13 protein-coding genes are annotated in these 14,483 nt (G+C 44.4%); 4 read left to right on the plus strand and 9 right to left on the minus strand.

Going from position 1 to position 14,483, the window contains the following annotated elements; genetic code table 11:
- Positions 1-34: 34 nt before the first annotated feature.
- From prfB to xerD, 4 genes are all read right to left on the minus strand, one after another.
- Positions 35-1,133 (minus strand): peptide chain release factor 2 gene (gene prfB, locus R7Z78_RS12270; RefSeq protein ID WP_100068604.1). Its coding sequence is split into 2 segments (ribosomal slippage): positions 35-1,057 and positions 1,059-1,133, totalling 1,098 coding nucleotides; the frame shifts between segments, so codons are not numbered across the junction.
- A 173-nt stretch (positions 1,134-1,306) separates the two neighbouring features.
- Positions 1,307-3,046: a single-stranded-DNA-specific exonuclease RecJ gene (gene recJ / locus R7Z78_RS12275; RefSeq protein ID WP_104975864.1), complete on the minus strand. Its 1,740-nt coding sequence runs from the start codon at positions 3,044-3,046 to the stop codon at positions 1,307-1,309.
- 43 nt (positions 3,047-3,089) lie between these two features.
- Entirely contained in the window at positions 3,090-3,878 is a 789-nt protein-coding gene (dsbC, locus tag R7Z78_RS12280; protein WP_005381786.1) for a bifunctional protein-disulfide isomerase/oxidoreductase DsbC, read from the minus strand.
- 59 nt (positions 3,879-3,937) lie between these two features.
- The gene (xerD, locus tag R7Z78_RS12285) at positions 3,938-4,855 is read right to left on the minus strand and encodes a site-specific tyrosine recombinase XerD (RefSeq protein WP_005381788.1); all 918 of its coding nucleotides are present in this window, start codon (positions 4,853-4,855) and stop codon (positions 3,938-3,940) included.
- Positions 4,856-5,012: 157 nt separating this feature from the next.
- On the opposite strand from xerD, the gene fldB reads away from it, so the two are divergent.
- A complete protein-coding gene (gene fldB, locus R7Z78_RS12290) occupies positions 5,013-5,531 on the plus strand; it encodes a flavodoxin FldB (protein WP_005381790.1) in 519 nt (172 codons plus the stop codon).
- 85 nt (positions 5,532-5,616) lie between these two features.
- On the opposite strand, the gene brnQ is transcribed toward fldB, so the two are convergent.
- On the minus strand, positions 5,617-6,927 hold the full coding sequence (brnQ, locus tag R7Z78_RS12295; RefSeq protein ID WP_104975863.1) for a branched-chain amino acid transport system II carrier protein: 1,311 nt from the start codon (positions 6,925-6,927) through the stop codon (positions 5,617-5,619).
- A gap of 330 nt (positions 6,928-7,257) precedes the next feature.
- Between brnQ and R7Z78_RS12300 the strand changes: the two genes are divergently transcribed.
- Positions 7,258-7,977: a tRNA1(Val) (adenine(37)-N6)-methyltransferase gene (locus R7Z78_RS12300; RefSeq protein WP_104975862.1), complete on the plus strand. Its 720-nt coding sequence runs from the start codon at positions 7,258-7,260 to the stop codon at positions 7,975-7,977.
- Between the two features lie 107 nt (positions 7,978-8,084).
- A complete protein-coding gene (gene srmB, locus R7Z78_RS12305) occupies positions 8,085-9,308 on the plus strand; it encodes an ATP-dependent RNA helicase SrmB (RefSeq protein WP_005381797.1) in 1,224 nt (407 codons plus the stop codon).
- Positions 9,309-9,417: 109 nt separating this feature from the next.
- Here srmB and yaaA read toward each other — a convergent pair whose 3' ends face one another.
- Both yaaA and R7Z78_RS12315 read right to left on the minus strand, forming a co-directional pair.
- Positions 9,418-10,194, minus strand: coding sequence for a peroxide stress protein YaaA (yaaA, locus tag R7Z78_RS12310; protein WP_005382848.1), 777 nt, complete (start codon positions 10,192-10,194; stop codon positions 9,418-9,420).
- Positions 10,195-10,304: 110 nt separating this feature from the next.
- Positions 10,305-11,738: an alanine/glycine:cation symporter family protein gene (locus R7Z78_RS12315; RefSeq protein ID WP_005381800.1), complete on the minus strand. Its 1,434-nt coding sequence runs from the start codon at positions 11,736-11,738 to the stop codon at positions 10,305-10,307.
- A gap of 721 nt (positions 11,739-12,459) precedes the next feature.
- Here R7Z78_RS12315 and R7Z78_RS12320 point away from each other — a divergent pair.
- Complete coding sequence (locus tag R7Z78_RS12320) at positions 12,460-12,645, plus strand: DUF3545 family protein (RefSeq protein ID WP_005381805.1); 186 nt, start codon at positions 12,460-12,462, stop codon at positions 12,643-12,645.
- Between the two features lie 236 nt (positions 12,646-12,881).
- Here R7Z78_RS12320 and R7Z78_RS12325 read toward each other — a convergent pair whose 3' ends face one another.
- The gene (locus tag R7Z78_RS12325) at positions 12,882-13,433 is read right to left on the minus strand and encodes a hemerythrin domain-containing protein (RefSeq protein WP_169644218.1); all 552 of its coding nucleotides are present in this window, start codon (positions 13,431-13,433) and stop codon (positions 12,882-12,884) included.
- Between the two features lie 113 nt (positions 13,434-13,546).
- Positions 13,547-14,227, minus strand: coding sequence for a uracil-DNA glycosylase (gene ung / locus R7Z78_RS12330; RefSeq protein WP_005382846.1), 681 nt, complete (start codon positions 14,225-14,227; stop codon positions 13,547-13,549).
- Between the last annotated feature and the right edge of the window lie 256 nt (positions 14,228-14,483).

The following is a 14,483-nucleotide window of genomic DNA, read 5'->3' on the forward strand; positions in this document are numbered from 1 at the left end:
TTTCGATGTATCCTGTTTTTGTCGGTGAAAAGCTTTATAGACCTGATTTCAGGCTAGCTTCAATAAATTTGTCCAGATCGCCATCAAGAACCGCTTGAGTATTACGGTTTTCAATGCCCGTACGGAGGTCCTTAATACGTGAGTCATCCAATACGTAAGAACGGATCTGGCTACCCCAGCCAATGTCAGACTTAGCGTCTTCATTAGCTTGTTTTTCCGCATTTTGCTTTTGCAATTCAAGCTCAAATAGCTTCGCTCGAAGCTGTTTCATTGCCTGATCTTTGTTCTTATGTTGAGAACGGTCATTCTGACACTGAACCACTGTGTTCGTAGGTACGTGCGTAATACGTACCGCAGATTCTGTGGTGTTTACGTGCTGACCACCTGCGCCTGACGCACGGTAAACGTCAATACGTAGGTCGGAAGGATTAATGTCGATGTCGATGTTTTCATCAATCTCTGGATAGATGAACGCAGAAGCAAATGACGTATGGCGACGACCGCCTGAATCGAACGGAGATTTACGAACAAGACGATGAACGCCCGTTTCAGTACGTAACCAACCGTACGCATATTCACCAGAGATGCGAACTGTTGCCGACTTAAGACCCGCGACTTCACCTTCAGAGACTTCAATCACTTCAGCTTTGAAGCCCTTCGCTTCTGCCCAACGTAGGTACATACGCAGCAGCATGTTAGTCCAGTCTTGTGCTTCTGTACCACCAGAGCCAGCTTGCAAATCGATGTAACAATCAGAGCTATCGTGGTCGCCAGAGAACATACGACGGAATTCAAGCTTTTCTAGCTTCTCTTCCAACTCAGCAAGTTCTGGTTCAATTTCGTCAAATGTTTCTTGATCTTCTTCTTCTACAGCCAGCTCAAGAAGACCTTCTACATCTTCCACACCTTGCTCTAGTTGATCAATGGTTTCAACAACCGCTTCTAGTGATGCACGCTCTTTACCCAGTGCTTGCGCACGCTCAGGTTCGTTCCATACATCTGGTTGTTCAAGTTCTGCGTTGACTTCTTCTAGACGCTCTTTCTTCGCGTCATAGTCAAAGATACCCCCTCAGGACATTTGTGCGCTGAGACACGTCCTGCAGACGGTTTTTAATTGGATTGATTTCAAACATGTTTACTCAACATTTTAGAATAGAATTTAACCGAGAAATTCTACTGAAAAATGTGACCGAGATACAGGAAAATTTCGGATGAGAAATCAGATTGCGGTGAGAGAGAGCACGGTCATAAAATTTTACGCCCACTTAGGGGCAACCGTACTCTATAAGAAAGGTTGATCTAGGTATTACTTAGCTTCGATATGGTCGATCATCAATTGCAATGATTGATTACCACGAAATTCATTCACATCCAGCTTATACGCGAGATGTACTGTTTTAACCGATGCATCTGGCCATCGACGTAGATCAACATTGAATGCAATACCGTCGATCATCACATTGGTAGGGTGACCTTTATAAAGCGGCTCTAACATCAATTTAAGATGCTTCTCACCCACCAGCTTTTGATGCAGTACTTTAAACTCACCATCAAAGATTGGCTCTGGGAAAGCTTGTCCAAAAGGGCCACCCGATCGCAGCTGTTCAGCAACATGCATAGAGAACTCTTCCGGCTTAAGTTCGCCATCGGACATGATCACGCCTTTTAGCGCCGCTTCATCGAGTTCCTTTTTTACCACTTCATCAAACAAACGACTGAAACGCTCAAAATCCTGCTCTTTAATCGTTAAGCCTGCTGCCATGGCGTGTCCACCAAACTTGATGATCAAACCCGGGTTTTGCGTGTCGATGAAATCCAACGCATCGCGCATGTGTAGCCCCGGAATAGAACGACACGAGCCTTTAATCGTCCCTTCTCCGCCATCAGCAAATGCAATGACTGGACGGTGAAACTTCTCTTTAATACGCGAAGCCAAAATACCAATCACACCTTGATGCCAATCACGTTGGAACAAGGCTAGGCCATAAGGAAGCTCATTGCCTTCACCAAACTGAAGGCGCTCACAGAAAGCCATCGCTTCTTGCTTCATGCCTTCTTCAATCTCTTTACGAGTTTGGTTCAAGCCATCCAATTCACTTGCCATGCGACGAGCAGCGTGGATGTTGTTACACATCAATAGTTCAACACCGAAAGACATGTCATCAAGACGACCTGCAGCGTTAATACGTGGACCTAAAGCAAAGCCAAAATCGGACGCAACTAAACGACGCGCATCGCGCTTCGCGACCTCAATTAATGCCTGGATGCCGGGACGCGCTTTGCCCGCACGAATACGTTGCAAGCCTTGGTGTACAAGAATGCGGTTGTTTTCATCCAATGGAACGACGTCGGCGACGGTACCCAGTGCAACAAGGTCAATCAGTTCCATCAACTTGGGCTCTTGCATCCCCTGTTCTGCAAACCAATTGTGTTTTCGCATATGAACGCATAGTGCCATCATGAGATAAAACGCGACCCCTACACCCGCAAGCGCTTTAGATGGAAAGCTACAGCTCTCAAGGTTTGGGTTCACCATTGCATCCACATCAGGCAACACTTGTCCTGGCAAGTGGTGATCGGTAACAAGCACGGTAATGCCATTTTCTTTTGCGTAACGCACGCCTTCGATTGATGAGACGCCGTTATCCACCGTCATGATCATCTCAGCGCCAAGCTCTAAGGCTTGGTCAACGACTTCTGGGCTTAACCCATAACCGTCTTCAAAACGATTTGGCACTAGGTAATCCACATTGTGACTACCAAGCATGCGCAGCGCGAGTACTGATAATGCTGAGCTTGTCGCGCCATCAGCGTCAAAATCACCGACAACGATGATGCGTTTTTGTTCTTTTATCCCCTGAAACAAAAGATCGACAGCTTGCTCAATCCCCCCGAGTTTTTGATATGAATGCAACCCACGGGCCGACGTTTCTAATTGTGAAAGATCCGTTATCCCACGGTTGATGTAGATACGTTTAAGAATCGGAGGAATGGAATCAGGAAGAAGGGAAAGATCAGGTTCAGGACGTCGTTGAATTTCTATCATGCTTAAAAGAGCCGACAACTTTGCCGACTCTGCTCCTAATGGATTATAGTTGCTTTAAACGTTTCAATAGCTCTGCAGGTGGTAGGTAGCCACCAACCATTTCGCCATTCGGTAAGAAGATTGCTGGCGTACCAGAAATACCCAACTGGCGACCTAGATTGTAATGCGCCTGGATGGTTTCTTTACACTGTTTCAGGTCTTTCGCAGGGTTATCAAATGTACGATTCACTTTCGCGTTGTGCATTGCCGACGCCGGATCTTCAGCACACCAAATCGTTGCCATTTGTTCTGCCACAGGGCCAGTTGCACCTTGGCGAGGGTAAGCCATGTAACGCACTGTAATACCTAGATCATTATAGCCTTGCATTTGGCTATGCAGACGCACACAGTAACCACATGTGATATCGGTGAATACGGTCACAACGTACTTTTCATCGTCGGCTTTGTATTCGATCATGCTATCGGAGAACTGCGCAATTTTCTCGGCGTTAAGCGGCGCTTGACGCTCTGCTATGACATCTTTGTAACTGCCATCATCATTAATGGCATAAAGCGTACCGGCGATAAAATGGCTACCATCATTTGAAGCAAACAGGATCCCGCCATTGGTTTGAATTTCCAATAAGCCAGCGACGTCTGATGGTTGAATATCAACGATAGATAAACCAAGCTTTGAGAACTTAGTTTTTAATGCTGCTTCATCAAAGCCGCTTTGTGCAGCTGGCGCCACTTGTTGCGCAGGAGTCTCCGTTTGAGCCTGACTTTCTTCTGCACCACAAGCGGTAACAAAAAATGGTAAAGTCAGCAGAGTTAGTCGGCGTAATACGCTCATGAAATTCACCTTAATGTAAAATCGTTTTTCCAAGAGGACATGGATGAATCTAACCATTGTTATGCTCTTGGGTGGTGTTGACTGTGGATCTGCTTCAATCGTTCAGTCGCCACGTGAGTATAAATTTGCGTGGTCGATAAGTCACTATGTCCTAAAAGCATCTGTACGACCCTGAGATCTGCGCCATAGTTCAATAAATGCGTGGCAAAGGCATGACGCAGTACGTGCGGCGACAGCTGATCAGTATCAATCCCTGCTATCAAAGCATAGTACTTAATACGGTGCCAAAACGTCTGACGAGTCATTTGTCTTGCGCGTTTACTAGGAAAAACAATATCAGATGATGTATCACCAAGTAACGCAGGACGCCCTTGTTGAATGAACGTCTCGATCCAATCGACCGCATTTTCCCCCATAGGAACCAGGCGTTCTTTACCACCTTTACCAGTCACGCGCACCACCCCTTGGCGCAAGCTAACATTTTCCATGGTCAAACTGACGAGCTCTGTCACACGCAATCCTGTTGCGTAGAGTAGCTCTAGCATCGCTTTATCGCGCAATTCTATAGGGTCATTCGGGTCTGGCGCTTCGAGCAACGCGTCCACTTGTTCTTCACTAATATCTTTGGGTAAACGTTGTGGCAGTTTAGGACTAACCAAGAGCGCACTCGGGTCATCAGCGCGCACCTTCTCACGATGCAGGTATTGGAATAAACGGCGAATCGCCGACAACATACGCGCACGAGACGTCTGTTTGTAATCTAAATCTACAAGGTGGCTTTGATATTCTTGCAAGCCAGACAAACTGATAAAATCAAGACGGTATCGATGTTTCTCCATCCACACGAGCAGCTTCATTAAATCGTTTCGGTAGGAAGCCAACGTGTTCTCTGATAGGCCACGCTCCATCCACATCGCATCTAAGAATTGCTCAACAAGCGAAAAGTCTTGTTGATTGACAGGCTGTTGTGCCGTCATGAATGCTTCCTTATCTGTTTATATTTACAGTATTTAGATTAAAGCACCTGTCAATCCAATACCATAAAAAATCATCCCACATAGGATATTCGCTGCAATCTTCCTCAATTTATGGTTAGAATCTTCCACAACAGCAACACAAATAACGACGAATATAATGAAAATCGGACTCTTTTACGGCTCAACGACCTGCTACACCGAAATGGCAGCAGAGAAAATTCGTACCCTTATTGGTGAAGACCTTGTCGACATTCACAATGTGAAAGAGACACCGTTATCACTAATGGCGGACTACGACTTATTACTCCTTGGCATCTCAACTTGGGATTTTGGTGAAATTCAAGAAGATTGGAACGCGATTTGGCAAGACATCGCGACCACGCCACTGAAAGGCAAAGTTGTAGCGCTGTTTGGTCTGGGTGACCAAGAAGGTTACGGAGAGTGGTATTTAGATGCGATGGGCTTACTTCACGATGAATTGCAAGCCACAGGCGCAACCTTTATCGGTTACTGGCCAAATGAAGGCTACGAATTTGAAGCATCGAAAGCATTGATCGAAGATGGCAGCAAGTTTGTTGGACTTGCGTTAGATGAAGACTCACAGTACGAACTGAGTGATGAACGCATCGAAAAATGGTGTGAACAAGTTCTTGTGGAATTCCACGACACGCTTTAATAGCGCAAACACGTCATCATTAAAAAGTAAAAAGCCCGATGAAGTAATTCATCGGGCTTTTTATTATCTTGATAACGCGAAGTGATTACGCGGTTTCTTGTGCTAGCTCTGGGCGAGGTTTCGCGATGAAGAACATGCACACGATAGCCGCAAATGTTGGAAGCACCCAACCCATGCCGACTTCGAATAGTGGCAACATGTTAAACGCAGAAACATCAATACCCGATACTTTTGCCGCATCAACCAACGCAAACAGCAGAGATACAAGCAGTACTGCACGGTAAGCAAAGCGTGGATTCGGCAGTTTGCTGCGCACAAATGTTAGTGCAACCAACGCAATCGCCACAGGGTACAGCGCAAACAATACTGGCACTGACAGAGAAATCAGCTGCGCAAGACCAACGTTTGCAACCAATGCACAAACAGAACCATTAATCAGTACCCATTGCTTGTATGACAGTGGTGTTTTCGAGCTGAAGAAATCTGAACACGCAGAAATCAAGCCAATCGCGGTTGTCAGACACGCTAGCAATACGATGACAGACAGAACGATTTGACCGTATGGACCAAACAACGCTTGAACGTATTGGCTAAGCACTAGGCCACCATTATCAGCACCAGCAGCAACCGTTGCACTCGTCGCACCTAAGTAAAATAGTGAGATGTAAACAAACGCAAGACCAGCAGCAGCAATACAACCTGCATAGATCAGATATTTAGTAGTTGCAGAGCGCTCAGTAATGCCTTTACCGCGCAGTGCATCAACCATCAGCATACCAAACATCAATGACGCGAACGTATCCATTGTGTTGTAGCCTTCTAAGAAGCCTTTGGTCAGAGGCTGCGTTAGGTATTCACCGTGCGCGCCTATCATATCGCCCTGAGGATCAAGGAAGACAGCGACAGCAAGAATGATCAAACCAACAAACAATGCTGGTGTCAGTACTTTACCGATAAGATCGATCAAACGGCCTTGGAACCATGAGAACATCATCGCTGTGATAAAAAAGATCACTGAGAACGCTGTCAGATGCGTTTGTGATGCCTCAAGGAAGAAAGGTTTCACCGCCATCTCGTAAGCCACTAGGCCAGTACGAGGCGCTGCAAACGCAGGACCAATGATGATGAAAATCAGTGCAGCCATAAGAACTGCCGCTTTTTTCGGAAGATCTTGCGTCAAGTGATCCCAAGAACCACCAGCAACAGCAATAGCAACGATAGTAATAAGAGGTAGACCTACCGCTGTTAGCAAGAAACCAAACATAGCTGGCATTAAGTTTTCACCCGCTAACTGACCCGCTAGAGGTGGAAAGATAATATTGCCCGCACCTAAAAAGAACGCAAATAGCATAAAGCCTACTGCGATAATATCTGTTAGTTTTAACGTCTGCTTCACAGATAACCCTTGTCTTTTAATTAATGAATGTTGTGTATGCTTAGACCACTTTTTGTATACCTAAAGTCAATAAGTACACGTGGTTCAATCTATAAAATTTTCGCCGCATAATGACGAAAGACTCATCATTTGGCAACCTTTAAGAAAAAAACACCATATTAATTTAGTTTTCAAACTTAAAAGCAGTGGATATAACCAGATCCAAATGACAGACCAGTTCTTTATCTCGTTCAATTAACAATACAATTTAATAACCAACAAAACAACAATCTATACAATTAATAAACAATAGAGCAATCCACTTAATTATTGAGCAAATATAAAACAATCATGAAGAACAAAAAACTGAAAACTAAAGGCTTCAATTTTAAGCAATTTTGTATTGAGGGTGGCGAGAGTGGTATGCCAGTCAGCACAGATGGGGTAATGCTTGGTGCTTGGATTCAAAGCCCTAACGACGCTAAAATTCTCGATATTGGCACTGGCACTGGCCTGCTTGCCCTGATGTGTGCTCAACGCTTTACAGAAGCTCAAATAACCGCGGTCGATATCGAATTAACAGCCGTTGCTGCCGCGCAAAAAAATATGGCCCAGTCTCCTTGGTCAGATCGTGTAAGTGTGCATCACACCGACATACTGCACTTTACGCCGACACATCCATTCCAACGCATCATTTGTAACCCGCCCTACTTCAACAGCGGCGAGCAATCGAAACACAGTCAACGTGCAACCGCGAGGCACACTGATACGCTAGGCCATAACGCATTGCTGCAGCGTTGCTATCATTTGCTTGATGACGAAGGGAGGGCTAGCTTTGTGTTGCCAATCACCGAAGGCGAGCAGTTCATTGAGCTAGCATTAAACCAAGGTTGGTATCTATCGAGGATCTGTCGTGTGCAACCATCAGAAAAGAAACCAGTACACAGACTGTTATTTGAACTGTCAAAACGACCTTGCGATTCGCAAACGTCACATTTAATTATTCGTTCAAATGACGGCTATAGTGATGATTTCATCCAGTTAACTCGCGAGTTTTATCTTAAGATGTGAAATAACATGTGATCCTTATCACCAATCACTTTATAATGTGCGACCTTTTTGTATTCTATGCTGTTGTGGCGAACCATTAACCAAGCTTTGCTTGTGGAGAACTCATTGTGATCAGAACCTTTGCTGAACTTGATCTAGACCAAAACCTACTTGAAGCCATTGAAGAGATGGGTTACGAACGCCCAACAAAAATTCAGGCAGAAGCGATTCCACAAGCGTTGGATGGTCGTGACATTCTAGCGTCAGCGCCAACAGGAACTGGTAAAACGGCCGCCTTCGTCCTGCCAGCATTGCAATACTTGCAAGACTTCCCTCGTCGTAAGCCTGGGCCTGCGCGTATTTTGATCCTAACGCCTACTCGCGAACTGGCGATGCAAATTGCCGATCAAGCACGTGCTTTGGCAAAAAATACCAAACTCAACATTTTCACCATCACTGGTGGTGTTCAGTACCAAGAGCACGCCGACATCCTTGCAACAACGCAAGACATTGTGGTTGCGACACCTGGCCGTTTAAAAGAATACATTGATGCAGAACGTTTTGATTGTCGTGCAATCGAATGGTTAATCCTTGATGAAGCAGACCGTATGCTAGATATGGGTTTTGCTCCTACTGTCGATCGTCTATCTAACGAATGTCGCTGGCGTAAGCAAACCCTTCTGTTCTCAGCAACGTTAGAAGGGAAAGGCGTAGAAGGCTTTACCGCTGATCTGTTGAATGACCCAGCAGAGATCGATGCAAAATCACCTCTGCGTGAGCGTAAGAAAATTGCTCAGTGGTATCACCGAGCTGATGATGCAGAACACAAACTGGAATTACTAAAACACATTATTACTCAGCAGGCTGAACGCACTATCGTCTTTTTAAAGACTCGTGAGCGTTTGGCTGAGCTACGAGCGCAGCTTGAAAGCGCACAGATTCCATGTTCTTGGATTCAAGGTGAAATGCCGCAAGATCGTCGTAACAATGCGATTTCTCGCTTCCGCGATGGTACTGTGAACGTGCTGCTCGCGACGGACGTTGCTGCGCGCGGTATCGATCTTCCGGATGTATCACACGTTATCAACTACGACATGCCACGCACGGCTGATGTTTACCTTCATCGTATCGGCCGTACTGCTCGCGCAGGTAAGAAAGGTAACGCTATCTCAATCGTAGAAGCACACGACCAACCAATGATGGATCGCGTTGCACGTTACGTGAAAGAAGACATCAAAGAGCGTTTCGTGAAAGAGATGCGTCCTAAACACAAAAAGCCTGTGTTTAAGAAGAAAAAGAAAAAAGACGACAAGAAAAAAGTAGCGAAAAAGAAAACCGCTAAGAAGAAGTAATCTTGTTGGGGCCAAGTAGCTCAAGCTAGAAAATAACAAAGGGTTGGCAATGCCAACCCTTTTTCGTTTGTGCTGATAGAGATTAACGTAGACTACGTCTCAATCAGCTTTATTTTTGCTCTTCGCGTTTAAATACTAACTCTGTTGGCGTCGATTCATCTTCCACAAAGTAGTAACCCGCCGTATCAAACTTAGTCAGGTCTGCAACGCTCTCAACACGGTTTTCAATGATGTAACGCGCCATCATACCGCGCGCTTTCTTCGCGTAAAAACTGATGACCTTGTATTGACCATTCTTACAATCTTTGAATACTGGCGTGATCACTTGCGCATCTAAATTCTTTGGCTTAACCGCTTTAAAGTATTCATTTGATGCAAGGTTGATAAGGACATTATCACCTTGAGCAGAAATCGCTTCGTTAAGCTTGTCCGTAATTACATTGCCCCAAAACTGGTACAAGTTCGTACCCTTGTCGTTTGCAAGCTTGGTACCCATTTCAAGACGGTATGGCTGCATCAAATCAAGTGGTTTTAGTAAACCATAAAGACCCGATAGCATACGCAGATGATCTTGAGCATATTCGAAGTCCGCTTCAGATAAACTTTCGGCGTCTAGCCCTGTGTAAACGTCACCTTTAAATGCAAGAATGGCTTGTCGTGAGTTTTCCGTGGTAAACGTTTCACTCCACTCTTGGAATCGGCCCACATTTAAATCGGCAATCTTGTCGCTCACTTTCATTAAAGAGGCAACATCAGCAGGAGTCAGTTTGCGGCAAACATCGATAAGCTCTTTTGAGTATTCGACCAACTCAGGTTGAGTAAATTTTTCTGTCGCTAACGGAGACTCGTAATCAAGAGTCTTCGCTGGAGAAACTACGATAAGCATGACTTTCCCTTCTCTAATTTTGTTTTTAATAGGGTACAAAAAAAGCCATGCATTGTCTGCATGGCTTTTTACATCGTACTAATAGCTTTCAACTATGAGTGATAGCTCACTTAGTCTTTTTTATCGTTGTACCAAATGCCTTCTTCAAGCTGAGATTTCAGCTCCGGGAAGTCATTCGCATCAAATGTTGGCACTTTGCCTTCACCAAGCTGGCGGTTGTAATCTTTTGCCAGTTTAATCACGATGCCAGATAGCAAGATGATCGCCACTAAGTTGACTATCGCCATCAGACCCATAGAGACGTCAGCAAGCGACCATACGACTGGTAACGAAGCTAGTGCACCAAACATCACCATACCAAGAACAATAACGCGGAAAATGCTTAAGCCCGCTTTATGATTGTGCTCTAGGAAGATTAAGTTCGTTTCAGCATACGAGTAGTTTGCAATGATTGAAGTAAACGCAAAGAAGAAGATTGCCACAGCAACAAAGATGCCGCCCCAATCGCCAACTTGTGAGCTCAATGCACGCTGAGTTAGCTCGATACCCGTCACTTCTGTTGCTTGACCGACATACTCACCAGACATCAGGATGATAGCCACTGTTGCAGAACAGATAACGATCGTATCCATGAACACGCCTAGCATCTGTACGTAACCTTGAGACGCTGGGTGTGGTGGGTAAGGTGTTGCTGAAGCTGCCGCGTTAGGTGCAGAACCCATACCTGCTTCATTCGAGAATAGACCTCGCTTGATACCGTTAATCATTGCCTGTGCAATTGCGTAGCCAAGACCACCTGCTGCTGCTTCTTGCAGACCAAATGCACTCTTAAAGATAAGCATCAATACATCAGGTAATTTCTCTAGGTTAGAGAACATGATGAACAGCGCTAGGGCTAGATAAAGTAGTGCCATGATCGGAACGATCATCTCAGCAACTCTTGCGATACGCTTGATGCCACCGAAAATAACAATTGCAGACAGTAGAACAACGGCAATACCGACATACAGGTTATTCCAACCAAATGCGTTGCTCATTGCATTGGCAATTGAGTTAGCTTGTACGGCGTTGAATACCAAACCAAAAGCGATGATTAGGAAAACTGAGAACAACACGCCCATCCAACGCATGCCCAAGCCTTTTTCCATGTAGTAGGCAGGGCCACCACGGTAGTTGCCATCATCATCTTTGGTTTTGTATAGCTGCGCCAGTGTGCTCTCAGCAAACGATGTTGCCATACCAAGCATTGCAATCAGCCACATCCAGAAGATCGCACCAGGACCACCCGCAGTCAATGCCACTGCAACGCCCGCCATGTTACCTGTACCAACACGTGCAGCAAGACTAGTACAAAGCGCTTGGAAAGAAGAAATACCAGCTTTGTCTGCTTTACGGCTGTTCTTAAGAACAGAGAACATGTGGCCGAAATGGCGGAACTGAATGAACCCTAATCGAACGGTGAAGTAAATACCAACACCAACAAGAAGATAAACCAGAATCGAGCCCCAGAGGAGATCGTTCATCAAATTGATTAAGTCTGTCATGTGTACCTCAAAGTGAGTTGCGCCAGTCTATGCGTCCTAGCCATCCACCAAATTGCCTGCTAAGTGTCAAAGTGTGCTTAGCTTTTTAAGTAATGTTTATGGGCAATCTAGAATCGTAAACGTCGCTTCATGCATCCATTTTACGTACCAGCGTATTTTTTGACGGGCGGATAATGCAACCTAGGAGCGCAAAAATCAATATGCAACAACAAGAATAACATTGTTATTTTTCACTATAAAGTCACCAAAAAATAACATAAATAGAAGACTTAACACTCAAACTGCGCAACATTTCAATTACCAAACGCCAACATAAATAATTATTCTTCATTAAATGGAATGGCAAACCGTATAAACAAGAACAAGCTAGTATTCACAAGGTGTTACATAAATTTACGCTAGTGACTTACCATCTAATTGAACACTATTTCATCAAACTGATTTTATGCAACTTTAACCTTTGCGCAGTGCACCCATTCATCAAATCGAATTAACATAGAAAATCTCTCTATTTAATCGTTTTCTTGAGATCGTTTGTGCATTTTTTATCCACATAGTTGCAATAAAAAGTGTGATTTTGAGAATATTTTTGCACGAAAATGTCATGCTACCGACACAAATGCGAAATATATCATGGTTATTCTCACGGCTATTGTGGTACTTAAAAAACTCCACAAGGACTGGTTACAACAGTTTAGCTTAAGAAAGGTAAAGGTGGCTTATGGAAGGCTTTCAACTAGATGACATTTTTAATCTGGATACTACCTCAACAACCAAATCTCGTGCCAAACCAGTAAAGCGAAAGTGGCGTGAAATAGAAGAGATGAACGACAGACGCAATTTGCTTAAAGAGCTGCGCGAACTTGATGTCTGTACCGATTATAACTTGGAAGACATTAAACTCTAATTCAAACAAAAGGCACCTTACGGGTGCCTTTTGTTTTTTGTTTACAGTGACCGTAAACACCGTGAGTTTATGTACCAAGGTTTAAGTATGAATACCATTATTACTCAATGAGAATCTTCCGTACTTTTTGCCGAGAAATATGCACACGAAATTTTCGTTTGATTCCCAATAAATAAGAAGTGTATCTCACAAACCCGAGAGACGACTTTCGCTCGCTCAGGTTTCATCATTCAGTCTTAAACATACTCAGTATCACTTTGACGAACACGTTCGGCCAACTGCTTATAACGATCAGCAATCGTGTCACCAAATACAGGGTCATCCTCACTGACGCTCCATAAGCTCTCGACATGCTGCCAATCTTCTGTGGTAAATAACTCTTCAATGAGAGGCAAAATTTTTCGCTCTTCTAGCTCCAAGTGGCGCCTTTGCGATTCAATGAAATCTTCTAGGTGAGCGACGAACATGTCTTGTGGCACAACAGCATCCTGAAGGATCATCTCTATCACGGATGAAAACTCTCTGGTTTTACTCGCTAACTCTAGATGTTCTTTCTCTAAATTTTCCATGGTTTGTTGCTTACCATAGTGTTCAAGAAAGTGGTGATAGAGGATATCTTCTTTCGGGTGGTGTACTTTCTCCGAATGATTAGAGAGGTAATCAACAATCTCGCTTACTAACGTATAGTTGATTACACGTTCTTTTTTTATCTCATTAAGCTTATGGCGCAGTATCGCCAACAGACGAACCATATAACCATGTTCGCGTCGAATTCTTTCGATCATCATAGCGTCTCTCCTTAACACCTACTTTTAGTAAGTGTACATGAGAAATTTACTATCAGCCTCGAGCGTGCTCAAAAAAACAGCGATCATAGCATCCATGATCGCTGTCTCTTCATTTATACAGTTAATGGCAAATGCCAGTTAATTGGTGCTTTTTCTTGTGATGTAAGCAACTGGTTTGCTTGAGAGAAATGCTTACAACCGAAAAAGCCTCGATGTGCAGAAAGTGGCGATGGGTGTGGGGCAGCTAACACATGGTGCTTGTTGCGATCGATAAAGCGCCCTTTCTTCTGCGCGTGTGACCCCCACAGCAAGAACACTACACCTTCTTGATGCTGATTAATGGCTTCAATCACTCGGTCAGTAAACGTTTCCCAACCTGTCTTTGAATGTGAATGCGCTTTACCTTGCTCCACCGTTAATACCGTATTGAGTAACAATACGCCTTGTTCAGCCCAGCTTTGCAAAAAACCATGCTGAGGGATTTGGAAACCTTCAATATCTTGCGCCAGCTCTTTATACATATTAACCAGTGACGGTGGCGTTTTAATGCCAGGAAGTACAGAGAAACACAGGCCATGCGCCTGATTTGGGCCGTGGTATGGGTCTTGTCCTAGAATCACGACCTTAACGTCTTTGAACTCGGTAAAACGAAACGCGTTAAAGACATCTTTTGCGGGAGGAAAAATAGCTTTGCCTGCGGCGCGTTCGGCTTCAACAAAATTCAAGGTGTCTACAAAGTAGCTCTGCTTTTTCTCTTCGCCGATCACATCGTGCCAAGTGGGTGACTGATTCATGGAAAGTTCCTGTCCTAAATTTTGCTTCTATTCTAACGAGCGAAACTCAAACAAACAAAAACTTACCACGAACTTGAGACAAGTAATAAAAGACTAATGCTTCTGTGGCGTTCGAAAATGCCCCTGTCCGGTAATGTGACGATTAGGCATCGGTAAGCGAAGCACACGACGAGTGTAAGTATAAGGAGTAAAAGAGAATGGTCGAGACATGTTGGCATCCTTCTTTGCTAATTCAGAGATTGATGTTCAATGACTA

The sequence above is a fragment of the Vibrio sp. 1167 genome, from assembly GCF_033340375.1.
GTDB lineage: Bacteria > Pseudomonadota > Gammaproteobacteria > Enterobacterales > Vibrionaceae > Vibrio > Vibrio alginolyticus.